Here is a 23,222-nt window from a genome sequence, read left to right as displayed (position 1 = left end):
TACCCAGCAGTGCCTGACCCGGTCCTGAGCGGATATCCGCCGGACCGGGTTTTGCGCTGCTGTCGTCGGCCTCAGCTCGCGTAGTCGCCGACCAGGGCGGCACCGGTGGTGTGCTCGCCGCGGTCCGTGATCTCGCCCGCGACCCAGGCGTCGACCCCGCGGTCGGCCAGGGTTGCCAGGGCCGCGTCCGTGGACTCCTCCGGCACGATCGCGATCATGCCGACGCCCATGTTCAGGGTCTTCTCCAGCTCCAGGCGTTCGACGGAGCCGGTCCTGCCGACGAGGTCGAAGATCGGGGCCGGGGTCCAGGTGGAGCGGTCGACGATCGCGTGCAGGCCGTCCGGGATCACGCGGGCCAGGTTGGCGGCCAGACCGCCACCCGTGACGTGGCTGTACGCGTGCACGTCCGTGGTGCGGGTGAGGGCCAGGCAGTCCAGCGAGTAGATCTTCGTGGGCTCCAGCAGCTCCTCGCCGAGGGTGCGGCCGAACTCCTCGATGTGCGCGTCCAGGGCGAGACCGGCCTGGTTCAGCAGCACGTGGCGGACCAGCGAGTACCCGTTCGAGTGAAGGCCGGACGCCGCCATGGCGATCACCGCGTCACCCGTACGGATGCGATCCGCGCCGAGCAGCCGGTCGGCCTCCACGACGCCCGTACCGGCGCCGGCGACGTCGAAGTCGTCCTCGCCCAGCAGACCCGGGTGCTCGGCCGTCTCGCCGCCCACCAGGGCGCAGCCGGCGAGCACACAGCCCTCGGCGATGCCCTTCACGATGGCGGCGACCCGCTCGGGGTGGACCTTGCCGACGCAGATGTAGTCGGTCATGAACAGCGGCTCGGCGCCGCACACCACGATGTCGTCCATGACCATCGCGACCAGGTCGTGGCCGATGGTGTCGTAGACGCCCATCTGGCGCGCGACGTCGACCTTGGTGCCGACGCCGTCGGTGGCGGAGGCGAGGAGGGGACGCTCGTAGCGCTTGAGTGCGGAGGCGTCGAAGAGGCCGGCGAAACCGCCGAGGCCGCCGAGGACCTCGGGGCGCTGGGTCTTCTTGACCCACTCCTTCATGAGCTCGACCGCGCGGTCGCCCGCCTCGATGTCGACTCCGGCAGCCGCGTAGGAAGCACCGGCAGGACTGGTCTCAGACATTGCCTGGGATCTTTCGGGTTGGTTACTGGGCTTACGGGCGACGGATCGCGTCGGCCGCGGCCGTGGCTGCCGGACCGGCCGCCAGCTCGGTCTCCAGGAGCTGCTTGCCGAGCAGCTCGGGGTCCGGGAGATCCATCGGGTACTCGCCGTCGAAGCAGGCGCGGCACAGGTTCGGCTTGGCGATGGTGGTCGCCTCGATCATGCCGTCGATGGAGATGTACGACAGCGAGTCGGCGCCCAGCGAGGTGCCGATCTCCTCGATCGACATGCCGTTGGCGATCAGCTCGGCGCGGGTGGCGAAGTCGATGCCGAAGAAGCAGGGCCACTTGACGGGCGGCGAGGAGATCCGGATGTGGACCTCGGCCGCGCCGGCCTCGCGGAGCATGCGGACCAGGGCGCGCTGGGTGTTGCCGCGCACGATCGAGTCGTCGACGACGACCAGACGCTTGCCCTTGATGACTTCCTTCAGCGGGTTCAGCTTCAGACGGATGCCGAGCTGGCGGATGGTCTGCGAGGGCTGGATGAACGTGCGGCCGACGTAGGCGTTCTTCACCAGGCCCGCGCCGAACGGGATGCCGCTGGCCTCCGCGTACCCGATCGCGGCCGGGGTGCCGGATTCCGGGGTCGCTATGACCAGGTCGGCGTCGACCGGGGCTTCCTTCGCGAGCTTGCGGCCCATCTCCACTCGGGAGAGGTAGACGTTCCGGCCGGCGATGTCGGTGTCCGGGCGGGCCAGGTACACGTACTCGAAGACACAGCCCTTGGGCTTCGCTTCCGCGAATCGGGAGGTGCGCAGGCCGTTCTCGTCGATGGCGACGAACTCGCCCGGCTCGACCTCGCGGACGAAGCTGGCGCCGCAGATGTCGAGGGCGGCGGACTCGGAGGCCACGACCCAGCCGCGCTCCAGGCGGCCGAGGACCAGCGGGCGGATGCCCTGCGGGTCACGGGCCGCGTAGAGGGTGTGCTCGTCCATGAAGACGAGGGAGAAGGCGCCCTGCACCTGCGGGAGGACCTGATGGGCGGCCTCCTCGATGGTCAGTGGCTTGCCGTCCTCGTCGACCTGGGCCGCGAGCAGCGCGGTGAGCAGGTCGGTGTCGTTGGTGGCCGCCACGCGCGGGGCGCGGCCGCCTTCCTGCTTGGGCAGGTCGGCGACCATCTCGGCGAGCTGGGCCGTGTTGACCAGGTTGCCGTTGTGGCCGAGCGCGATGGAGCCGTGCCCGGTGGCGCGGAACGTCGGCTGGGCGTTCTCCCAGACGGAGGCACCGGTCGTCGAGTAGCGGGCGTGGCCCACCGCGATATGACCTTGGAGCGAACCGAGGGAGGTCTCGTCGAAGACCTGGGAAACGAGGCCCATGTCCTTGAAGACGAGGATCTGGGAGCCGTTGCTGACCGCGATTCCCGCGGATTCCTGGCCCCGATGCTGGAGGGCGTAGAGCCCGAAGTACGTGAGCTTTGCGACCTCTTCGCCCGGAGCCCAGACACCGAAGACGCCACACGCGTCCTGGGGGCCTTTCTCGCCGGGGAGCAGATCGTGATTGAGTCGACCGTCACCACGTGGCACGGCACCGAGTGTAGGCGAGATCGACCACTGGTCCGAATTGGGGATACGCGCCTGTAAATGATCACTCTGCGGCGGCCGCGTTCACATGCTCGCCGTTTTCGCTGGTCAGAGTGAGGTTGCGGTGATCGATCCCGTACTTCACCGTGCCGTCGAAGAGGCCGAGGAGCGTCTTCTCCGTATTCATGAGTGAGGTGTCGCACATCATTCGCGTGGTGGACGCGGTGCCGAGGGTGATGCTGCCGTCGCGGACCGTCGCCGTGGCCTTCACCTTGTTGCAGCCGAGGCTGCCGCTGACCTCTCCGGTCTTCCGGTCGAACGTGAGGTGGGCCTTGCCGCCGGTGTCGGGGCTGGTGACGGTCCACTTCGTGCCGTAGAGCTGCGCGCCTTCCTGCTTGGTGAGGGCGACCCGGTCGCCGTCGGCGGTGGTGAGGGTGAGCTTGTCGCCGTCGACCTCGGTGCCGAGGTCGCCGTCGGCGAGGGTGCGGGCGAGGGTCTGCTCGAAGTTCGGCGGGACGCCCTCGCAGGCCATCTCGGTCGCCTGCACCTGGTCGAAGGTGACGTGGCTGTCGGCGAAGGCGGCGTCGGCGCCGAAGTTGTTGCAGCCGAGGTTGCCCTTGACCTTGCCGCCGTCGGCGATGCTCAGCCAGGCGCCGCTCGGGGCGTCGCTCTTCTTCCCGTCGACGGTGACGCCGTCGACGGCCCAGTGGACGCCGGTGACGGAGGCCGCGGCCCCGGCTCCGACCGATTCGCTGCCCGCGTCCTCGCTGCCGCAGGCGGCGGCGAACGGGAGCAGGGTCAGTGCGGCGAGGGCGGCCAGTCGCTTTGTGTCCATGCCGAGTGTGTCCATGCCGGTGGGACGGGAGGGACACGGGACCGGTTCCGCTCGATTCCGCTTGCCGGCCCGGGTCGCCGGCCGTCGGCGATCACCCCAGGAGTGGCAGCAGGGTGCCGAGGTCCGCTCGTTCCCCGCTGGCGCTGACCTCGGCCGCCTCGACGGCGTCCCGCCAGGTCACCCGGCCGGTGGCGAGCCGGATCCAGGTCAGCGGGTCGGTCTCGACGACGTTGGGCGGGGTGCCCCGGGTGTGCCTCGGCCCCTCGACGCACTGCACCACGGCGTACGGCGGGATCCGCACCTCGGTCGAACCGCCGGGCGCCTTCACGGCGAGCGCGTCGGCGAGCAGCCGGGTGCAGGCGGCGAGGGCCTGGCGGTCGTACGGGATGTCGAGGCCGGGGACGGCGGCGTTCAGGTCGTCGGTGTGGACGACGAGTTCGACGGTGCGGGTGACCAGGTAGTCGGCGAGGGTCATGGAGCCGGTGAGCGCGGCGAGGAGGCGGTCGCCGGGTGCCTCCGCCAGGTTCCGCCCGAGCCGTTCCTCGGTACGGGTGTAGAGGGCGTCGAGGTCGGGGTTGGCGGCGGCGAGGTCCTGGGTGCGGTCGGCGATGTCGCCGGCGCGGACCGCGGTGGCGAAGGGCCAGTCCAGAAGGGCCAGTTCGGCCTTGGCCGGCTCGTCGCGCTCCAGGTTGCGGCTGACGCTCCCCACGGCCATGGTCACGTGCGCGGCCAGCTCCCGCACGGTCCAGCCCGGCAGCCGGGTGGGCAGCGCGAGCTGCTCGCCGCTGAGACCGCGCACGGCCTGCCGCACATGCCCGAACTGCGCGAGCACCGCGGTACGGATCTTGACGGGGTCGTAGGCGCGGGCACGCTTCTTGGGCGGGGGCATGGGGGGCAGCCTATGCGGCCTGCGTCTTCGTCGTAGGTGTCTCGAAGGTCTCGCGGTTGCGGGGGACTCCCACGCCCCGCCAGGTGAAGGGGATGCCTCGGGCGGTGTCCGGGTCGGGGGTGTCCATCAGTTGGAAGTGGAGATGGGGCTCGGTGGAGTTGCCCGAGTTGCCGCAGCGGGCCAGCTGCTGGCCGGCGGTCACCCGGTCTCCTTCGCGAACGGCGAGCGAGCCGTTTCGCAGGTGGGCGTAGAGCGCGAAAGTGCCGTCGCCGAGGTCGAGGACGACGTGGTTGCCGACGACCCGCTTGACGCCGGACAGGTCGCGCACGGACGCCTCCACGATCATCAGGTACATCAGCGCGAGCAGCGAGGTGCGGCTGAGGTGGTCGCGCTGGTCGTCGACGGCGCGTACGACGGTGGCGTCGGCGACCGCCAGCAGCGGGGCCCCGAAGGCCGGGAAGGCGCTGTTGCGGCGGGCGATCGGCCACAGCCAACGGAAGCCGGGGCGGGCGCCTTCCGCGGGCTCGGCGACGACGTCGATGGCGAAGGTCTGGCCGTAGGCGTGCGTGCCGTGGCTCGGTGTGCGGTCGGCCGGGCTGTTCAGCGCCGACCAGCGGCCGGTGACCGGCGGGCCGACCTCGACCGGCTCCCGGGCGGCGCGGGGGCTGTCCGGGGCGCCGCCCCAGCGGTGGGCCACGACGAGGATCACCAAGGACAGGGCGATCGGCAGGAAGTTCCACCACCACGGATATCCCAGGTCCAGCAGGGAGTGGGCGATCACCAGGCCGACGAAGGCCAGTTGCAGGGCGCGGTAGACGATCTTGACGAGTTTGCGTGCGGACATCGTTCCCCCAGTTCGGTCGGTGTCACGGACGAGCGGTCGCCAACGCCACCAGCAGCGGTACGACCCGCCCCGGCGGCACCTCGTAGCGCCCCCGGCCCGTGGTGTGGAGCCAGCCCGCGCCGGTCAGTTGGCGCAGGTGGTGGTAGATCTGGCCGGTCGTGCCGATCTCGTCCAGCTCGGCGAGCTCGGCCGCGGTGCGCCGGCCGCCGACGACCTCGCGCAGCAGCCGCAGCCGGACGGGATGACCGAGCGCCGCGAACGACTCCGCGCACTCGGTCCAGTCGACCTCCAGCAGGCCCTCGGTCAGCGAGCCGTGCTGCCAGTCGTACTGCTCCCCGGTCGGCAGCCGTACGGCGCCGGTGAAGAGCACCCCTCCGTCGGCCGCTTCCAGCGCGGCCAACTGCTCCTTGAGCCCCTCCAGGGCCCAGAAGTCCCCTTCGCCGAGGCGAGGGGCGGTGTGCTGCGCGTTCTCCAGCGCTGCCAGTCGTCGCTCCAGGTCGGCGACACGTTCGTCGAGCTCCACACCTCGATATTACGGAACTACGTAATTACGTGCAATCGCATTGCGCAGTGCGGATGTCCGCGCGCACGGCGAAGCCCCCGCCCGGCGGACCGGACGGGGGCTTCTGAGCCGTACGACGACTGCTTACTTGAGCAGTGCCGGGATGGTCTCCTCGTGCACCTTGCGCAGCTCCTCCAGGGGCAGCGCGAACTCGCCCTGGAGCTCCACCGAGTCGCCGTCCACGACACCGATGCGGGTGACCGGCAGGCCGCGCGCACCGCACATGTCGTTGAAGCGGACCTCCTCGGAGCGCGGGACGGCCACGACAGCGCGGCCGGCCGACTCGGAGAGGAGGAAGGTGAAGGCGTCCAGACCGTCCGGGACGACCAGACGGGCGCCCTTGCCGCCGAGCAGCGCCGACTCGACGACCGCCTGGATCAGACCGCCGTCGGACAGGTCGTGCGCGGAGTCGATCATGCCGTCGCGGGAGGCGGAGATCAGGATCTCGGCGAGCAGCCGCTCGCGCTCCAGGTCCACCTTCGGGGGCAGCCCGCCGAGGTGGTCGTGGACGACCTGCGACCAGGCCGAGCCGCTGAACTCCTCATGCGTGTCGCCGAGGAGGTAGAGCAGCTGCCCGTCCTCCTGGAAGGCGACCGGCGTGCGGCGCGCGACGTCGTCGATGACGCCCAGCACGGCCACGACCGGGGTCGGGTGGATCGCCACCTCGCCCGTCTGGTTGTAGAGCGACACGTTGCCGCCGGTCACCGGGGTGCCCAGCTGCTGACAGGCGTCCGCCAGGCCGCGCACGGCCTCCGCGAACTGCCACATGACGGCCGGGTCCTCGGGCGAGCCGAAGTTCAGGCAGTCGGAGACGGCGAGCGGCTTGGCGCCGGTCGTCGCCACGTTGCGGTACGCCTCCGCGAGGGCCAGCTGGGCGCCGTGGTACGGGTCCAGCTTGGCGTACCGGCCGTTGCCGTCCGTCGCGATGGCGACGCCGAGGCCGGTCTCCTCGTCGATGCGGATCATGCCGGAGTCCTCGGGCTGGGCGAGGACGGTGTTGCCCTGCACGAAGTGGTCGTACTGCGAGGTGATCCACTTCTTGCTGGCCTGGTTCGGGGAGCCGACCAGCTTCAGGATCTGCTCCTTCAGCTCGTCGCCCGTGGCCGGCCGCGGCAGCTTGTTCGCGTCGTCGGCCTGGAGCTCGTCCTGCCAGGAGGGGCGGGCGTACGGGCGCTCGTAGACCGGGCCCTCGTGCGCCACGGTCCGCGGGTCGACGTCGACGATCTTGCCGCCGTGCCAGTAGATCTCCAGGCGGTCGCCGTCGGTCACCTCACCGATGACCGTGGCGATGACGTCCCACTTCTCGCAGATCTCCAGGAACCGGTCGACCTTCTCCGGCTCGACGACCGCGCACATGCGCTCCTGCGACTCGCTCATGAGGATTTCCTCGGGCGAGAGCGTCGAGTCACGCAGGGGTACGTCGTCGAGGGTCACGCGCATGCCGCCGGAGCCGTTGGACGCGAGCTCGGAGGTGGCGCAGGACAGGCCCGCCGCACCCAGGTCCTGGATGCCGACGACCAGCTTCTCGGCGAACGCCTCCAGGGTGCACTCGATGAGGAGCTTCTCCTGGAAGGGGTCGCCGACCTGGACGGCCGGGCGCTTCGACGGCTTGGCGTCGTCGAAGGTCTCGGAGGCCAGGATGGAGGCGCCGCCGATGCCGTCGCCGCCGGTCCGGGCCCCGTACAGGATGACCTTGTTGCCGGCGCCGGACGCCTTGGCGAGGTGGATGTCCTCGTGCCGCATGACGCCGATGGCACCGGCGTTGACCAGCGGGTTGCCCTGGTAGCAGGCGTCGAAGACGACCTCGCCGCCGATGTTCGGCAGACCCAGGCAGTTGCCGTAGCCGCCGATGCCGGCGACGACGCCGGGCAGCACGCGCTTGGTGTCGGGGTGGTCGGCGGCGCCGAAGCGCAGCGGGTCGACGACCGCGACCGGGCGGGCGCCCATGGCGATGATGTCGCGCACGATGCCGCCGACGCCGGTGGCCGCGCCCTGGTAGGGCTCGACGTACGACGGGTGGTTGTGCGACTCGACCTTGAAGGTGACCGCGTAGCCCTGGCCGACGTCGACGACGCCGGCGTTCTCGCCGATGCCGACGAGCATCGCCTCGGACTCGGGCGCCTTCTCGCCGAACTGGCGCAGGTGCACCTTGGAGGACTTGTAGGAGCAGTGCTCGGACCACATGACCGAGTACATGGCGAGCTCGGCGCCGGTCGGGCGGCGGCCGAGGATCTCCACGACCCGCTCGTACTCGTCCTTCTTCAGACCGAGCTCGGCCCAGGGCAGCTCGACGTCGGGGGTCGCGGCCGCGTGCTCGACCGTGTCCAGAGGCGTCCGGCTCATGCGTTGACCAGCTTCTTGAGGATCGAGGTGAAGAAGGGGAGGCCGTCGGTGCGGCCCGACCCGATGAGCGGCTCGACGGCGTGCTCCGGGTGCGGCATGAGACCTACGACGTTCCCGGCCTCGTTGGTGATGCCGGCGATGTCGTTGAGCGAGCCGTTCGGATTGAAGTCCAGGTAGCGGAAGGCGACCCGCCCCTCGCCCTCCAGCTTGTCCAGCGTGTACTGGTCGGCGACATAACGGCCGTCCATGTTCTTGAGCGGGATGTAGATCTCCTGGCCGCTCTCGTAGTCGCTGGTCCAGGCGGTGTCCGCGTTCTCCACCCGCAGCTTCTGGTCACGGCAGATGAAGTGCAGATGGTCGTTGCCGAGCATCCCGCCCGGGAGGAGGTGGGCCTCGGTGAGGACCTGGAAGCCATTGCAGATGCCGAGGACCGGAAGGCCCGCCTTCGCCTGCTCGATGACCGTCTCCATCACCGGCGAGAAGCGGGAGATGGCGCCGGCCCGCAGATAGTCGCCGTAGGAGAATCCGCCGGGCAGCACCACGGCGTCGACCTGCTTGAGGTCCTTGTCCTTGTGCCAGAGAGCGACCGGTTCGGCACCCGCGAGGCGGATCGCGCGCTGGGTGTCCCTGTCATCGAGACTTCCCGGGAAAGTGACGACGCCAATACGAGCGGTCACTTCGCGGCCTCCGCGACTTCCTCAACCTTGACGGTGAAGTCCTCGATCACGGTGTTCGCGAGGAAGGATTCCGCAAGATCATGGATGCGGGCGAGCGCGGCCTCGTCGACCGGTCCGTCAACTTCCAGTTCGAATCGCTTTCCCTGACGTACGTCGGAGATGCCTTCGAAACCCAGTCGCGGCAGTGCGCGCTGCACCGCCTGGCCCTGGGGGTCGAGGATCTCCGGCTTGAGCATGACGTCGACTACGACGCGTGCCACTGGCACTCCCGGTGTGTGGTGCTGAGCAGGTTCCTTCAGACTACCCGCACAAAATTTCTACGCGGGTAGAGTTGTAGGAAGCTACGTGACAGCCGTCACGATCAGGTATCGGAGGGGGGTGTTCACGAAAAGTTACGGGAAAGATCCCCGATCAGCCGCAGATAGCTATTGCGCTCGGACACGCGGAGAGATTTAGTCGGGCTTCACATTGCATTGCCGCGCACTGTACAAATGAATTGGTAAAAGCCGAGACTCGGCACGTCGTAGCAGCTGAGCTGTATGAGGTGCCGCCTGAAGGGACCGATATTCGTGGCGCAGAAGGTCGTGGTCACTCTCTTTGACGACATCGACGGCTCGGAAGCGGCGGAAACGATCGCCTTCGGACTCGACGGCAAGTCGTACGAGATCGACCTGAATGAAGCCAATGCCAAGAAACTGCGTAAGGCGCTCGCGCCCTACGTGGAAGCCGGCCGCAAGCGGTCGAAGTCCGGCAAGGCGTACAAGCAGACCGAGGTCGCTCCGGACCCGGCGGCGGTCCGCGCCTGGGCCCAGGCCAACAAGATGGAGGTGCCGGCCCGCGGCCGCATCCCCAAGAAGGTCTACGAGGCGTTCGCCTCGGCGCAGTGAGGCGATCCGGGGGCCGCGCGCCCTCAGGCTCCGTCAGCGGGCCCTGAGGGCAGCCGACTTGGGCCGGTACTTGGGCCGGTGCGACAACCGACTTGCGCTACCCCCCTGCTGATCAGCTAATGTCTGGAGCACGCCGCCGGGCGGGGCCGAAAAAGTCCAGCTCGCCGAGCATGCGGGTGTAGTTCAGTAGCAGAACATCCCCCTTCCAGGGGGAAGGCGCAGTGTGCAATTCCTGTCACCCGCTCTGCACCGCCGGTCCGGTTCACCGATGTGGATCAGGTAGGCTGGTGCTCGCACCGATCGGTGAGAGCCGGTCGGGGGCAATGCGGACGTAGCTCAGTTGGTAGAGCGCAACCTTGCCAAGGTTGAGGTCGCGAGTTCGAGCCTCGTCGTCCGCTCTTGATAGAGACCCCGGTCCAGTGGACCGGGGTTTTTCTTGTGCCCGCGCGCCCTCTGACATTTGTCATGCCGAGTGGTGACAGCGCGCACTGCTGCCGGGCTCCCGCCGCGGGGACGCTGATGGCATGAACTTCGACGAACACGAACACGTGATTGAGGTCACTGACCTACGACGTGTCTACGGGGGCGGGTTCGAGGCGGTGCGCGGCATCACCTTCTCCGTGGACCGAGGAGAGGTCTTCGCGCTGCTCGGCACCAACGGCGCCGGCAAGACGTCGACCGTGGAGCTGCTCGAAGGGCTCGCCGAACCCGCCGCGGGGCACATCCGGGTGCTCGGGCACGATCCCTATGCCGAGCGGGCCGTCGTACGGCCGCGTACCGGGGTGATGTTGCAGGAGGGCGGCTTTCCGTCCGAGCTGACCGTCGCCGAGACCGCGCGGATGTGGGCGGGGTGCGTGAGCGGGGCACGGCCGCCGCTGGAGGTGCTGGACCTCGTCGGGCTGGCCGGGAAGGCCGACGTACGGGTCAAGCAGCTGTCCGGGGGTGAGCGGCGGCGGCTGGACCTGGCACTCGCGCTGCTCGGGGATCCCGAGGTGCTCTTCCTCGACGAGCCGACGACCGGGCTCGACGCCGAAGGGCGCCGGGACACCTGGGAGTTGGTGCGCAGGCTGCGCGACAACGGCACGACCGTGCTGCTGACCACGCACTACCTGGAGGAGGCCGAGGGCCTCGCCGACCGGCTCGCGATCCTGCACCAGGGACGGATCGCGGCGGCCGGGACACCGGCCGAGGTGACCGCGGCCCAGCCGTCGCGGATCACCTTCGAGCTGCCCGAGGGCTACTTCCTCGGGGACCTGCCGCCGCTCGGCGAGCTGGGCGTGAGCGGGCACGAGGTCGAGGGGCGGCTCGTCCGGCTGCGCACCCACCGCCTGCAGTGGGCGGCGACCCGGCTGCTGGTGTGGGCCGAGCAGGCCGGGGTGGAGCTGCGGCGGCTGGACGTGCGCTCGGCGTCACTGGAGGAGGCGTTCCTGGGCATCGCACGGGAGGCGGCGGAGGCCGCCGGGACGAAGGAGTACGCGGCATGAGTACGGCGATGACCACCCCGGTGGGGCGCATGACGTCGTTGGCCCGGGCCGAGCTGACCCTGCTCGGGCGCAGCAGGGGCACGCTGTTCGCGGCGCTGTTCGTGCCGCTGATCCTGCCGCTGAGCGCGCGGGAGGCGGCGAAGCAGATGGACCTGGCCGAGGTGGGCCTCACCCTCGGCACGGTCATCCTGCCCGCCTCCATCGGCTTCTCGCTGCTCTACGCGGTGTACGCGACGCTCGTCAGCGTCTACACCGCCCGGCGCGAGGAACTCGTCCTGAAGCGGCTGCGCACCGGCGAGCTGCGGGACACCGAGATCCTCACCGGGGCCGCGCTGCCGGCCGTGGTCACGGGCCTCGCCCAGTGCGTGGTGCTGGCGATCGGCTGCACCGTCCTGCTCGACGTGGGTGCGCCCCGCGCTCCCCATCTCGCGGTGCTGGGCCTGCTGTTGGGGATCTTCCTGTGTGTGTCGCTGGCAGCGGTGACCTCCGCCTTCACCCGCAGCGTCGAGAGTGCGCAGGTCACGACATTGCCGGTGGTGTTCCTCTCCATGATCTTCTCCGGGATGTTCGTACCCTTGGAGATCCTGCCCGACCGGGTGGCGTCGGCCTGCGAACTCCTGCCGCTGACCCCGGTGATCACGCTGGTGCGCGGCGGCTGGACCGGCGGGCTGTCGGCGTCCGAGGCGCTGGGCGCGGTGCTCGTCGCGCTGGTCTGGACGGTCGGGGGCGTGTTTGCTGTACGACGGTGGTTCCGCTGGGAACCCCGGCGTTGATCCAGGGGAGAGCGGCGAATGCGCGGGCCGGGAACGTGGTGGCGGGGGAAGAGCACCCCGGCGAAGGTGGAGACGTACACGCGGGCGTCGTTCCACTTCTTCGCGGTGAGCGAGCTCGCCGGGGTCGGGTTGCCCGTCATAGGCCGGATCGGGAGCTGGCCGGGTGCCGTGCTGATGCTCCTGGTGTGCGCGCACGCGGCGACCTGCATGCTGACCGTGTCACGGTCGGTGGACTGGGTGCGCGGCCGGCGTGAGCAGCCCGTCCGGCTGATGTGCGCGCTCGGCGCGTTCACCGCCGCGGTCGCCGTCACGGCTCTCGCGATCTCCGAGTACGGCCCGAAGGGCGACGACATCGACTCGGCGGCCGGCAGCGTCTTCGGCGTCGCCATGATCTTCGGCATGGGCATCATCGCGCTCGGCGTGAAGGTACGCAGGCATGTGTACGCCGTCGTCGCGGGCTTCTCGGCGGGTACCGGGCTCATCGTGGCCGCGCTGACCCGGTCGCCGCTCGGTGCGCTCGTCACCGCGGTGATCGTGTTGCTCGCCGGCGGATTCCTCGCCTTCACCGCCGTCTTCTCGGTCTGGCTGCTCAGGTCCGTCTACGAGCTCGACGAGGCCCGTGAGACCCGCGCCCGGCTCGCGGTCGCCGAGGAGCGGCTGCGGTTCGGGCGGGATCTGCACGACGTCATGGGGCGCAACCTCGCGGTCATCGCCCTGAAGAGCGAGCTCGCCGTGCAGCTGGCGCGGCGCGGCCGGCCCGAGGCCGTGGAGCAGATGATCGAGGTGCAGCGGATCGCGCAGGAGTCGCAGCGCGAGGTGCGGGACGTCGTACGGGGGTACCGGGAGGCCGATCTGGAGGTCGAACTCGTCGGTGCGCGGGGCGTGCTGACGGCGGCCGGAATCGCGTGCGAGGTGACCGGGGAGGCGGCCGGGCTGCCCGTAGAGGTGCAGTCGGCGCTGGCCTGGGTGGTGCGGGAGGCGACCACCAATGTGCTGCGGCACGGGAACGCCGAGCGGTGTGCGGTGGAAGTACGGGTGAGCGAGGGACGTGTGGTGCTGAAGGTGGAGAACGACGGGGCTGCCGGAGCCTCCGACGGGGGTGGAGGCTCCGGCCTCGCCGGGCTGCGTGAGCGGCTGGCCGCGGTGGACGGCACATTGGAGGCCGGCCGGGCCGGCGAGGGGATGTTCCGGCTGGTGGCGGAGGTGCCGTTGACGGGGGCGGGTGTGCGGGAGGTCACCGTATGAGCGGGTCGGTGCGGCTGCTGCTGGCCGACGACGAGCATCTGATCCGGGGCGCACTCGCCACGCTGCTGTCCCTGGAGGACGACCTCGTGATCGTCGCCGAGGCGGCCACCGGACCCGAGGCGCTGGCGATGGCCCGGGCGCACCGGCCCGATGTCGCGGTGCTGGATCTTCAGATGCCGGGGGCCGACGGTGTGAAGGTCGCCACATCTCTGCGCGCCGAACTTCCCGGCTGCCGGGTGCTGATCGTGACCAGTCACGGGCGGCCGGGGCATCTGAAGCGGGCTCTTGCGGCGGGTGTGCGCGGGTTCGTCCCGAAGACCGTCAGCGCGCAGCGGCTCGCCGAGATCATCCGTACCGTGCACGCCGGTAACCGTTACGTCGACCCGGAGTTGGCCGCCGACGCCATCGCCGCCGGGGACTCGCCGCTGACCGCGCGGGAGGCGGAGGTGCTGGAACTCGCCGCCGACGGGGCGCCCGTCGCGGAGATCGCGGAGCGGGCCGCGCTGTCCCAGGGGACCGTGCGGAACTATCTGTCGTCCGCCGCGTCGAAACTCGGCGCGGAGAACCGTCACGCGGCGGTGCGGGTCGCGCGGGAGCGAGGTTGGGTATAGTGGTTCTCGCGCCACGGCGCATGCGAACGTAGCTCAGTTGGTAGAGCGCAACCTTGCCAAGGTTGAGGTCGCGAGTTCGAACCTCGTCGTTCGCTCCAGATCAAAGGCCCCGGTCATCGACCGGGGCCTTTGTCATGGGCCCTTGTGTCGTCAGGGGCGCATGTGTCGTGGGTCAGCTCCAGCTCGTGCCGGTCAGCCGCTCGTACGCCTCGACGTACTTCGCGCGGGTCGCGTCCACGACCTCCTGCGGGAGCGGCGGCGGGGGCTGCTCGCTCTTGCGGTCCCAGCCGGAGGCCGGCGAGGTCAGCCAGTCACGGACGAACTGCTTGTCGTACGACGGCTGCGCGCGCCCCGGCTGCCACTGGTCGGCCGGCCAGAAGCGGGAGGAGTCCGGCGTGAGCACCTCGTCGGCGAGGACCAGCGTCTCCCCCTCGAAGCCGAACTCGAACTTGGTGTCGGCGAGGATGATGCCGCGCTCCCGGGCGATGTCCCGGCCCCGGGAGTAGACGGCGAGGGTCGCCTGGCGCAGCCGGGCGGCGGTGTCGGCGCCGACCTGGCGGGCGACCTCCTCGTAGGAGACGTTCTCGTCGTGCTCGCCGACGGCGGCCTTGGTGGCCGGGGTGAAGATCGGGGCGGGCAGCTCGCTGCCGTCGACCAGGCCCTCGGGCAGCGCGAGGCCGCAGACGGTGCGGGAGGCGTCGTACTCGGCGAGGCCCGAGCCGGTGAGGTAGCCGCGGGCCACGGCCTCGACCGGGACCATCTTCAGCGACTTGCACACCAGGGTGCGGCCCGCCCAGTCGGCGGGGGCGCCGGCCGGCACGTCGGTGCTCAGCACATGGTTGGGGACCAGGTCGGCGAGCTGGTCGAACCACCACAGCGAGAGCTGCGTGAGGACGCGGCCCTTCTCGGGGATCTCGGTCGGCAGCACCCAGTCATAGGCGGACATGCGGTCGCTGGCGACCATCACGAGGTCGCCGGCCTCGTTCTGGTACAGGTCCCGCACCTTGCCGGTGTGCAGGTGCACCAGGCCCGGAACCTCGATCGGCTCGGGCTTCTCTACGAATCCGGACACGGTTCCTCCCCGTGGTTATGTCCAACAGGGTTGATTGTCCCGTATCGGGCGCTGACCTTGGACTTGGGGTGTGCTGGGTGAGCTCAGTCACGCTTGCAGATGCGGTCCAGGAGGTTCGCGGTGGCGCGCTGGACGCGGGCGTCGACGTGGCCCGGGCGGTCCAGCGCCGGGGACCAGGCGAAGGTTCCGGAGGAGAAGACCAGGGCGCCGGAGGGGGCGCGGTACAGGGACGTCTCCTGGTGGCGGAGGGTGCCCTCGCGGTCCGTGTAGGGGGAGTGGGCGAGCAGGATGCGCTCCTCGTGATCGGGCAGCGGGGCGCGCGGGAAGTAGCGGTCGGCCTCGCCGGCGACCAGGCCGTCGATCCCGTCGCCGTCGTGGGCGCCGGTGGCCTCCCACAGCCAGTGGTCGGCGTTGCGGACGATCAGCGGCTGGGGCTCGGGGACCTGGCCCGCGTACTGGATGCCGATCACTTCCTGCTCGGGGCGGTCGATCTCCCGCCACAGGACCGGGCGGCCGGGGCCCCTGCGCTTGCGGCAGGTGAGCAGGCGGTCCGGGACGCCGGACGGGGAGGAGGCCAACTCGACCTGCCAGTACATGGTGTTGGCGGAGAGGAAGACGAGGGAGGTGCCGTTCTCGCGAGCGAGCTCCACGGTGCGGCGCATGTTCGACGACCAGTACTCGTCGTGGCCGGGGAAGACCAGGCCGCGGTAACGGGTGGGGTCGACATGGCCGGCGTGCAGGTCGCGGGCGTCGGCGTAGGCGATGTCGTAGCCGTAGCGCTCGGCCCAGCGGATGAAGTCGTAGGCGTGGCCCACGTGCAGGGGCAGGCCGGCGCCCGCGTACGGGCGGTCGAAGGAGACGGTGGTGGCGGCGTCGGCCTCGCCGAGCAGCCGGCCCTCCTCGTCCCAGGCGTGGTAGAGGCTGGCGCCGGTGCGGCCGTCCTCGGGGTAGAGGTTGTAGGCCTGCCAGGTCACGTCGGGCAGCAGCAGGAGCAGGTCCGCGGGGTGGTTGTCGCGGACGGTGAAGGGGATGTGGGAGCGGTAGCCGTCGACGGTGGTCAGGACGGCGACGTACGCGCCGATGCTCCAGTACGAGGGGATCTGGAGCCGCCAGGACAGCCACCAGTGGTGGCAGGAGACCGTGCGGTCCGCGGTGAGCGGCGCGGGCTGGACGATGCCGGACAGCCGCGGGCTGGTGGTGATCTTGGCCGCGCCGTCGCCGCCGTAGTGGCCGATGCGGTAGATGTCGACGGCGAACTCCTGCGGCGGGTCCACGGTGATGTGGAAGTCGACCGCCTCGCCGGGGGCGACCGCGCCGGTGGAGATGAAGCCCTTGATCTGCCGGTGGACGTCGTCCGCGGAGCGCGGGCCGGCGCTGCGGGGGGCCGGGACCCTGGGGGCGTCAGACGTCGGCGGGTGCGCCTGGCCGTCGACGTACCAGGGGACGATCTGGCCGGTGTCGTCGAAGTATGTGACGTTTCCGCGCAGCCAGGGGACGGGGCCCTGGCCGAAGGGGTCCGTCACGGCGTGCGCGAGTGCTCCCGACTCCCAGCGGCGGATCTGCTCCGACCCCATGGCCGTACCCCTCCCTCGTTCCCCCGTGGTGGTGCATCGAGCGTCGTGTGGTGTGTGGTGTGCGAGTGGGTCCGCGGTGCCCGGTGTGGTGCTCGTTGCTTGGGGTTTCGGTCGTACGGCGTGGGCTTTTGTACGGCTGTCGTATGTCGTAAGCCCTTGCCATATGCGCTACCGGTCCCAGCACATCACATTGCGCACGCATCCTGTCACTATTCGTTGCGAATTGGCCGAAAGTGGAACCGGGGGCTCCGGCCGCGTATGGCGTCGACAACCGTCTGGCCTGGGTTTGTACGGCCCGTCCGGCCCGACCGGGTGCGGTCGTCAGACCAGGCGTACGGGCTTCTCGGGGCGTATCCCCGACTCCACGAGCCAGGCTCGCAGGGGGCCCGGGTCGCCTTCCTCGATGAGGCTGAGGACGCGGGGGGTGAGATCGGCGGCCCGTGCGCCGTTGATCAGGAGGGTGGGGCCGTCCAGCCAGTCCAGGCCCGGGGTCGCGCCCGCGGTGTCCATCGCGGCGCAGCAGACCATCGCCGTGACGTGGTCGGTGAGCAACTCGCGTGAGGTGCGGGGCGGTTGGAGCGGGAAGAGGGGGAGCGCGCCCATGTCCAGGAGGGTGGTGTCCGGGGCCGGGGACGTCGCGGGCTCAGCGGGGGTCGCCGCCTCTTCGCGGGCCATCTCCGCTGTGAGTCCGGCGGCGAGGGCGGAGCTGCGCTCGGTTTCCGGGTCGTCGGCGCCGGGGTGGTCGTCGGCCATGGCGGCGTAGGGGGGCTTGGGGGCTTGGGGGCTGCGGGGGGCTTGGGCTGCTGTGGGGTGGGGGGTGGTTCGGGGGCGGGGCTCTCTTGCGCTGCCGGCGCCTCTTGCGCTGCTAGGGGCTCGGGCGTCTCGTGCGGTTCCGGGGTCCTGCACGCGTCGTGCGCTTCTCCGGACCCGGGCGTCTCGTGCGGTTCCAGGGGCCTGGGCATCTCGTGCAGTTCCGGGATCCTGGGCGCCTCGTGCCGGTTTAGGGGCTCGGACGCCTCGTGCGAGTCGAGGGACTCAGGAGTCGCGTGCGTGTTCAGGGGCTCGGACGCCTCGTGCGAGTCGAGGGACTCAGGAGTCGCGTGCGTGTTGAGGGGCTCGGACGCCTCGTGCGTGTCGAGGGGCTCAGGAGTCGCGTGCGTGTTGAGGGGCTCGGACGCCTCGTGCGTGTTGAGGGGCTCGGGAGTGTCCGGGGTCGACAGGTGGTCCAGGACGCGGGCCAGGGTCGGGCCGTCGGTCTCCGGGGAGGTGTCACGGGTGGTGCGGCGGACGCCGAGGGCGTCGAGGACACGGTGGAGGCGGGCCGCGTCGGTGCGCCACTTGCGGTCGACGACCTCCTCCGGATACGCCTGCCAGTCCACCGGGGACCAGTCCGGGCCGGCCTCGGCGGGGCCGCCGTGGAAGAGGCGGGCCGCGAGGAGCGAGGTGGCCTCGTCGATCAGACCGGGCTCTTCGAGCAGGTCACAGGCGGGGCGCTCGCCCAGCCGCGAGGCGAAGCCCTCGGCCAGCCGGTCCCGGCGGGACAGCTCGGTCAGCGCGGCGACCACACCCGCGTCCAGCCGCGAGGGCCAGCGGCCCATCCGCCAGGCGGGCAACGCGACCCGCGTGAGCAGCCGGTCCCAGCCCGCGTACGCCAGCCCGACCTGTTCCTGGGCGACGATCCGCAGCCCGTAATCCACAGCCTGTGCACGCTCGGCGGCCGCCGAGGCCACCCCCCGCTCCATCTCGGTGGCATGGTCCCGGCAACTGCGCAGCAGCAGCCGTGCGACCCAGCCGATCCCCGCGCACACCGCCCGCGATCCCGGGCAGCGCCCGCGGGTCGAGGCGACGGCAACAGCCGCGTCCAGACCCCGGACGAAGCGCCGGGCCTGGGCTATGTCCGGGTGTGCCGAGGGTCCCGTACCGGCGACGACCGGGGCGAGGACCGCGCGCAGTTCACCGACGCGCATCCACCACAGGAACGGGGAGCCGATGACGAGGACGGGCGCTGCGGGCGTACGGCGATGGTGGCCGTGCGCGCTTCCGCCGTGCAGGCCGTTGAGCCCGTCGTCCTCGCGGCTCTCGGCCGGGGGCGGGCCGTGCGCCTGGTGCGTGCGGTCCTCCAGCCAGCTGTCGCAGTCCGGGGTGAGCGCTATGGCGGACGGGGCGGGGACATCGAGTCGGTCGGCGAGGTCGCGCACCAGCCGGTAGAGGTCCGGGGCCTGTTCCTCGGCGATCGGGACCGTGGGAGTCACGGCGGGGCGGGCGCGGGCGACGACCAGCGCGATGACCGCCGCGGCGATCAGGACGAGGACGGCGAACGGGGTGAGCACCCAGCGGGCGGCGTGCCAGCCGGGGCCGACGAGATGGCCGGTCGACGGGCCGGCGAGCAGCACCACGGCGAACGCCGCGGGGAGCAGGGCGACGGCCAGCGCGCGGCTGCGGATGCGCAGCACCGCGAGGGCCCGGGCGCGCGCGGCCTGCGCACCCGCCTCCACACCCATACCGGTCACGGCCGGACCTCACCCCCTCCGCGGTGTCCTGGCTGTCCGTACTGTCCTGGCTTTGCTCACTCCCCCACTGTGGCACCCGCCACTGACATCGCAATGCCGGTGGGCCAAGTGCCGGAACGCTTGCGCCGCACCCTAGTTGGGGCGTCGACCCACGTCAGCCGGATGGGGCATCGGTCACTCGATGGAATGGCTTTGGGGAGAGGTGGATGACGGACAGCGAGGATCAGGCCCCTGATCCTGAACAAAGTCCAGTCGCCGGATTTCCGGCTTCCGGCTTCCGGCTTCCGGCTTCCGGCTTCCGGCTTCCGGCTTCCGGCTTCCGGCTTCCGGCTTCCGGCTTCCGGCTTCCGGCTTCCGGCTTCGAAAAGGGTCAGGCCCCGGTTCCTGAGACGGAATCGGGGCCTGTCCGGTTTATCGGGAGTGCGAGTTATTCGCCGGCCGCCTTCGCCGCGATGTCCGTGCGGTGCTGGGAGCCGTCGAGCTTGATGCGGGCGACCGCCCTGTACGCGCGGTCGCGGGCCTCGGTGAGGTCCTTGCCCGTCGCCGTCACCGACAGGACGCGTCCGCCGGCGCTGACGATCGCGTCGCCGTCCTGCTTGGTGCCGGCGTGCAGGACGTAGGCGTGCGGGGCGTCCTCGGCGGCCACCTCGTCGAGGCCGGTGATCGGGTCACCGGTGCGCGGGGTGCCGGGGTAGTTGTGCGAGGCGACGACGACGGTGACCGCGGCCTCCTCGCTCCAGCGCAGGGGCTCCAGGTCGGCCAGGTCGCCGTTGGCGGCGGCCAGCAGGACACCGGCCAGCGGGGTCTTCAGGCGGGCGAGGACGACCTGCGTCTCGGGGTCGCCGAAGCGGGCGTTGAACTCGATGACCCGCACGCCCCGCGAGGTGATCGCGAGACCGGCGTAGAGCAGACCGGAGAACGGGGTGCCACGGCGGCGCATCTCGTCGACGGTCGGCTGGAGGACCGTCTCCATGACCTCCCCGACGAGCTTCGGGTCGGCCCAGGGGAGCGGGGAGTACGCGCCCATGCCGCCGGTGTTGGGGCCCTCGTCGCCGTCGAGCGCCCGCTTGAAGTCCTGGGCGGGCTGGAGCGGGAGGACCGTCTCGCCGTCGGTGATGGCGAAGAGGGAGACCTCGGGGCCGTCGAGGAACTCCTCGATGACGACGCGCTCGCAGGCGTTGGCGTGCGTCCTGGCCGCCGCGATGTCGGCGGTGACGACGACGCCCTTGCCCGCGGCGAGGCCGTCGTCCTTGACCACGTACGGGGCGCCGAAGGCGTCGAGGGCCTCATCGACCTCGGCGGGTGTGGTGCAGACGTAGGAGCGGGCCGTCGGGACGCCGGCTCCCGCCATCACGTCCTTCGCGAACGCCTTGGAGCCCTCGAGCTGCGCGGCCTCTCCGGAGGGGCCGAAGACCGGGATGCCCGCCTCGCGCACGGCGTCGGCGACGCCGGCCACGAGGGGTGCCTCCGGGCCCACGACCACGAGGTCGGCGGCGAGGCGTTCGGCGAGCGCGGTCACGGCCGCGCCGTCCAGGGCGTCGACCTGGTGCAGCTCGGCGACCTCGGCGATGCCGGCGTTGCCGGGGGCGCAGTGCAGCGCGGTGACGTCGGGATCGAGGGACAGGGAACGGCACAGGGCGTGTTCGCGGGCACCGCTGCCGATGACGAGGACCTTCACGGGGGTCAGCCTAACGGGGTTCTTGTGCGGGCATCTGAAGGGGCCGTTCTGGTCGGGCTGGACGTTCCTCCAAGAAGAGCGCCTACTCCGCGGTGGCCGCCGCCTTGGGGGCTGCCGCCCCCAGACCCCCGCTTCGGCCTGAACGGCCTCGTCCTCAAACGCCGGACGGGCTGAAAGGAATGCGGACCGGCGCTGTGTGTGTGGGGGGGGAGGCCCCTGCTCACGAGGCGTCCCGTGCTCCCCTACTCGTTCGTGAACTCCTCGACCACCGTCGCCCCCAGCTCCCGCATGATCAGGTCGTGGCCCGACATCGCCGACTCGTTGAGGTCGGGGTCGTCGTCCTCGGGGATGTCGTCCTCGGGGGCGACCGGGGGTGGGGGCTCCGGGGCGGAGGTGGTCGTGGGGGGTTGCGGGGCCGGGGTCGGGGCTGCGGAGGGGGCCGCCGACGGCGGGGTGGGCGTCGGCTGGGGGGCGGGCGGGCGTGGGGCGGCCGTACCGCCACCGCCGTAGCCGCCCGTGTTGCCGCCGCCGTAGCCGCCTCCGCCGCCGAAGGAGCCGCCGCTCGGTGGGGGAGTCGAGCCGCCGCCCGACGGGTCGATGATCGCCTCGATCTTCCACTGGACGCTGAACTGCTCGGCCAGTGCCTGCCGCAGTACTTCCTCGCTGCCGCTGCCGGCGAAGTTGTCGCGGGCTCCGGCGTTGACGAAGCCGAGTTGGAGGGTGGTGCCGTCGAAGCCGGCCACCTGGGCGTTCTGGCTGAGCAGGATCCAGGTGAAGCGGCGGCGGTTCTTGACCGCCTCCAGGATGTTGGGCCAGAGCATGCGGGGGTCGAGGCCGCCGCTGGGCGGGGCGTAGGCGGGTGCCGCGCCCGCGGCCGGGGCGGGTGCGGATGCCGCCGGCGGTGGGGTGGGCGCGGGGGTGCTGCCGGCTCCGGCCGGGGGCGTGGTCGGCTGGGCGCCGCCGCCCGCCGGGGCCGCCGTGGGCCAGCCGCCGGGGCGTCGGCTGCCGCCTGCGGGCGCGGCGGTGGGCCAGGCGCCGGGGGAAGGGGCAGGGGCGGAGGGGGGTGTCTGAGGGGGCTCCGCGGCCGGGGCTGGTGTGGGGGGCGGCTGAGCCGGAGGTGGGGCCTGTTCCGCCATGGGTGCGGGCTGTTGTCCTGCCGGGGCCGGGGTCGGGGTGGACGGGCCCGTGGCGCGTACGGCCGCTCGGGCCGCGGCAGGGCCGCCGCCGGGGGGAACCGGCGGGGCCTGGGGCGCGGCGGCGGGGGCGGCGGCCGGTGCTCCGTGTGCGTCGGGGGCGGGGGCGTAGCCCATCGCGGGCGTGCCGCCGCCTCCGGAGAAGTTCACGCCCCGCTCCAGGCGGTCGAGGCGGGCCATGACCGAGCGCTCGTCGCCGTAGGCGGCCGGCAGGAGCACGCGCGCGCAGATCAGTTCCAGCTGGAGGCGGGGCGAGGTGGCGCCCCGCATCTCCGTCAGCCCCTCGTTGACGAGGTCGGCGGCGCGGCTCAGTTCGGCGGCGCCGAAGGTGCCGGCCTGGGCCTGCATGCGCTCCAGGACGTCGGCGGGCGCGTCGAACAGGCCCTTCTCCGCGGCGTCCGGGACGGCGGACAGGATCACCAGGTCCCGCAGCCGCTCCAGCAGGTCGGCGACGAAGCGGCGGGGGTCGTTGCCGCCCTCGATGATCCGGTCCACGACCTCGAAGGCGGCGGCGCCGTCACCGGTCGCGAAGGCCTCCACGACCGAGTCGAGGAGCGAGCCGTCGGTGTAGCCGAGCAGAGAGGTGGCCATGGCATACGTCACACCCTCCTCCCCCGCTCCGGCGAGCAGCTGGTCCATGACGGACATGGAGTCACGCACCGAGCCGGCGCCCGCGCGCACGACGAGCGGCAGGACGCCTTCCTCGACGGCCATCTTCTCGCGACCGCACACCTCGCCCAGGTACTCGCGCAGGGTGCCCGGCGGGACGAGCCGGAAGGGGTAGTGGTGGGTCCGCGACCGGATGGTCCCGATGACCTTCTCGGGCTCGGTGGTGGCGAAGATGAACTTCAGATGCTCCGGCGGCTCCTCGACGACCTTCAGCAGCGCGTTGAAGCCGGCCGACGTGACCATGTGGGCCTCGTCGATGATGTAGATCTTGTAGCGGCTGCTCGCGGGACCGAAGAAGGCCTTCTCGCGCAGCTCACGGGCGTCGTCCACACCACCGTGGGACGCTGCGTCGATCTCGATGACGTCGATGGACCCCGGTCCGTTGCGAGCGAGGTCGCGGCAGGACTGGCACTCCCCGCAGGGGGTCGGCGTGGGGCCCTGCTCGCAGTTCAGACACCGCGCGAGGATGCGCGCGCTGGTCGTCTTGCCGCATCCGCGCGGACCGCTGAACAGGTACGCGTGATTGACCCGGTTGTTCCGCAGCGCCTGCTGCAACGGGTCGGTGACATGCTCCTGCCCGATGACCTCGGCGAACGACTCCGGGCGATAGCGGCGGTACAGCGCGAGAGACGACACGCATACGAGGTTATAGGCGCCCACTGACAACGCGGAC

Annotated in this window: 20 protein-coding genes and 3 tRNA genes; 8 read left to right on the top strand and 15 right to left on the bottom strand. The window is 71.2% G+C overall.

Going from position 1 to position 23,222, the window contains the following annotated elements; all coding sequences use genetic code 11:
* Window positions 1–71: 71 nt before the first annotated feature.
* The 9 genes from purM to purS form a co-directional block, all read right to left on the bottom strand.
* Window positions 72–1,145 carry a phosphoribosylformylglycinamidine cyclo-ligase gene (gene purM / locus CP983_RS22525; protein ID WP_107909507.1) on the bottom strand — a complete coding sequence of 358 codons (1,074 nt, stop codon included), beginning with the start codon at window positions 1,143–1,145 and terminating at the stop codon, window positions 72–74.
* A gap of 31 nt (window positions 1,146–1,176) precedes the next feature.
* The gene (gene purF, locus CP983_RS22520; protein ID WP_107909508.1) at window positions 1,177–2,706 is read right to left on the bottom strand and encodes an amidophosphoribosyltransferase; all 1,530 of its coding nucleotides are present in this window, start codon (window positions 2,704–2,706) and stop codon (window positions 1,177–1,179) included.
* A 61-nt stretch (window positions 2,707–2,767) separates the two neighbouring features.
* The gene (locus CP983_RS22515; RefSeq protein WP_150501391.1) at window positions 2,768–3,538 is read right to left on the bottom strand and encodes an META domain-containing protein; all 771 of its coding nucleotides are present in this window, start codon (window positions 3,536–3,538) and stop codon (window positions 2,768–2,770) included.
* Window positions 3,539–3,629: 91 nt separating this feature from the next.
* Window positions 3,630–4,427, bottom strand: a complete 798-nt coding sequence (locus tag CP983_RS22510; protein ID WP_150501389.1) for a maleylpyruvate isomerase family mycothiol-dependent enzyme — start codon at window positions 4,425–4,427, stop codon at window positions 3,630–3,632.
* A gap of 10 nt (window positions 4,428–4,437) precedes the next feature.
* Window positions 4,438–5,271 carry a M23 family metallopeptidase gene (locus CP983_RS22505; RefSeq protein WP_150501387.1) on the bottom strand — a complete coding sequence of 278 codons (834 nt, stop codon included), beginning with the start codon at window positions 5,269–5,271 and terminating at the stop codon, window positions 4,438–4,440.
* A gap of 22 nt (window positions 5,272–5,293) precedes the next feature.
* Complete coding sequence (locus CP983_RS22500; protein ID WP_150501385.1) at window positions 5,294–5,794, bottom strand: ArsR/SmtB family transcription factor; 501 nt, start codon at window positions 5,792–5,794, stop codon at window positions 5,294–5,296.
* A gap of 123 nt (window positions 5,795–5,917) precedes the next feature.
* A complete protein-coding gene (gene purL / locus CP983_RS22495) occupies window positions 5,918–8,176 on the bottom strand; it encodes a phosphoribosylformylglycinamidine synthase subunit PurL (RefSeq protein ID WP_150501383.1) in 2,259 nt (752 codons plus the stop codon).
* On the bottom strand, window positions 8,173–8,853 hold the full coding sequence (gene purQ / locus CP983_RS22490) for a phosphoribosylformylglycinamidine synthase subunit PurQ (RefSeq protein WP_150501381.1): 681 nt from the start codon (window positions 8,851–8,853) through the stop codon (window positions 8,173–8,175). Before purQ ends, purL begins: the two co-directional genes overlap by 4 nt.
* The gene (gene purS / locus CP983_RS22485) at window positions 8,850–9,113 is read right to left on the bottom strand and encodes a phosphoribosylformylglycinamidine synthase subunit PurS (protein WP_015659417.1); all 264 of its coding nucleotides are present in this window, start codon (window positions 9,111–9,113) and stop codon (window positions 8,850–8,852) included. Before purS ends, purQ begins: the two co-directional genes overlap by 4 nt.
* A gap of 309 nt (window positions 9,114–9,422) precedes the next feature.
* Between purS and CP983_RS22480 the strand changes: the two genes are divergently transcribed.
* The 8 genes from CP983_RS22480 (at window position 9,423) to CP983_RS22445 (ending at window position 13,951) form a co-directional block, all read left to right on the top strand.
* A complete protein-coding gene (locus CP983_RS22480) occupies window positions 9,423–9,740 on the top strand; it encodes a histone-like nucleoid-structuring protein Lsr2 (protein ID WP_030947653.1) in 318 nt (105 codons plus the stop codon).
* Window positions 9,741–9,912: 172 nt separating this feature from the next.
* Window positions 9,913–9,984 (top strand) — tRNA-Gly (locus CP983_RS22475).
* An 81-nt stretch (window positions 9,985–10,065) separates the two neighbouring features.
* Window positions 10,066–10,138: transfer RNA gene (locus tag CP983_RS22470), tRNA-Gly, on the top strand.
* 126 nt (window positions 10,139–10,264) lie between these two features.
* Complete coding sequence (locus CP983_RS22465) at window positions 10,265–11,224, top strand: ABC transporter ATP-binding protein (RefSeq protein WP_030947650.1); 960 nt, start codon at window positions 10,265–10,267, stop codon at window positions 11,222–11,224.
* Window positions 11,221–11,997 (top strand): ABC transporter permease, encoded by a 777-nt coding sequence (locus CP983_RS22460; RefSeq protein ID WP_107905136.1) that lies wholly within the window; start codon window positions 11,221–11,223, stop codon window positions 11,995–11,997. Before CP983_RS22465 ends, CP983_RS22460 begins: the two co-directional genes overlap by 4 nt.
* An 18-nt stretch (window positions 11,998–12,015) precedes the next feature.
* Window positions 12,016–13,242, top strand: coding sequence for a sensor histidine kinase (locus CP983_RS22455; RefSeq protein ID WP_150501379.1), 1,227 nt, complete (start codon window positions 12,016–12,018; stop codon window positions 13,240–13,242).
* Window positions 13,239–13,853, top strand: a complete 615-nt coding sequence (locus tag CP983_RS22450) for a response regulator transcription factor (protein WP_125526540.1) — start codon at window positions 13,239–13,241, stop codon at window positions 13,851–13,853. The genes CP983_RS22455 and CP983_RS22450 overlap by 4 nt, the downstream gene beginning before the upstream one ends.
* Window positions 13,854–13,875: 22 nt before the next feature.
* Window positions 13,876–13,951 (top strand) — tRNA-Gly (locus tag CP983_RS22445).
* Between the two features lie 74 nt (window positions 13,952–14,025).
* Here the strand turns inward: CP983_RS22445 and CP983_RS22440 are convergent.
* The 6 genes from CP983_RS22440 to CP983_RS22410 all read right to left on the bottom strand — a co-directional run bounded on the left by CP983_RS22440 (window position 14,026) and on the right by CP983_RS22410 (window position 23,185).
* On the bottom strand, window positions 14,026–14,925 hold the full coding sequence (locus CP983_RS22440) for a phosphoribosylaminoimidazolesuccinocarboxamide synthase (RefSeq protein ID WP_107905133.1): 900 nt from the start codon (window positions 14,923–14,925) through the stop codon (window positions 14,026–14,028).
* Between the two features lie 83 nt (window positions 14,926–15,008).
* Window positions 15,009–16,499 carry a N,N-dimethylformamidase beta subunit family domain-containing protein gene (locus tag CP983_RS22435; protein ID WP_150501377.1) on the bottom strand — a complete coding sequence of 497 codons (1,491 nt, stop codon included), beginning with the start codon at window positions 16,497–16,499 and terminating at the stop codon, window positions 15,009–15,011.
* A gap of 321 nt (window positions 16,500–16,820) precedes the next feature.
* Entirely contained in the window at window positions 16,821–17,009 is a 189-nt protein-coding gene (locus CP983_RS22430; RefSeq protein WP_150501375.1) for a hypothetical protein, read from the bottom strand.
* Entirely contained in the window at window positions 16,952–19,000 is a 2,049-nt protein-coding gene (locus CP983_RS22425; protein WP_425282262.1) for a hypothetical protein, read from the bottom strand. Before CP983_RS22425 ends, CP983_RS22430 begins: the two co-directional genes overlap by 58 nt.
* A gap of 436 nt (window positions 19,001–19,436) precedes the next feature.
* A complete protein-coding gene (purD, locus tag CP983_RS22420; protein ID WP_150501371.1) occupies window positions 19,437–20,687 on the bottom strand; it encodes a phosphoribosylamine--glycine ligase in 1,251 nt (416 codons plus the stop codon).
* 242 nt (window positions 20,688–20,929) lie between these two features.
* The gene (locus CP983_RS22410) at window positions 20,930–23,185 is read right to left on the bottom strand and encodes a DNA polymerase III subunit gamma and tau (protein WP_150501369.1); all 2,256 of its coding nucleotides are present in this window, start codon (window positions 23,183–23,185) and stop codon (window positions 20,930–20,932) included.
* Window positions 23,186–23,222 lie beyond the last annotated feature (37 nt).

Origin of the sequence: Streptomyces chartreusis, assembly GCF_008704715.1 — a bacterium.
Lineage (GTDB): Bacteria > Actinomycetota > Actinomycetes > Streptomycetales > Streptomycetaceae > Streptomyces > Streptomyces chartreusis.
Note: the sequence above shows the minus strand (reverse complement) of the source record. Positions and strands in the feature narration are given on the sequence as shown.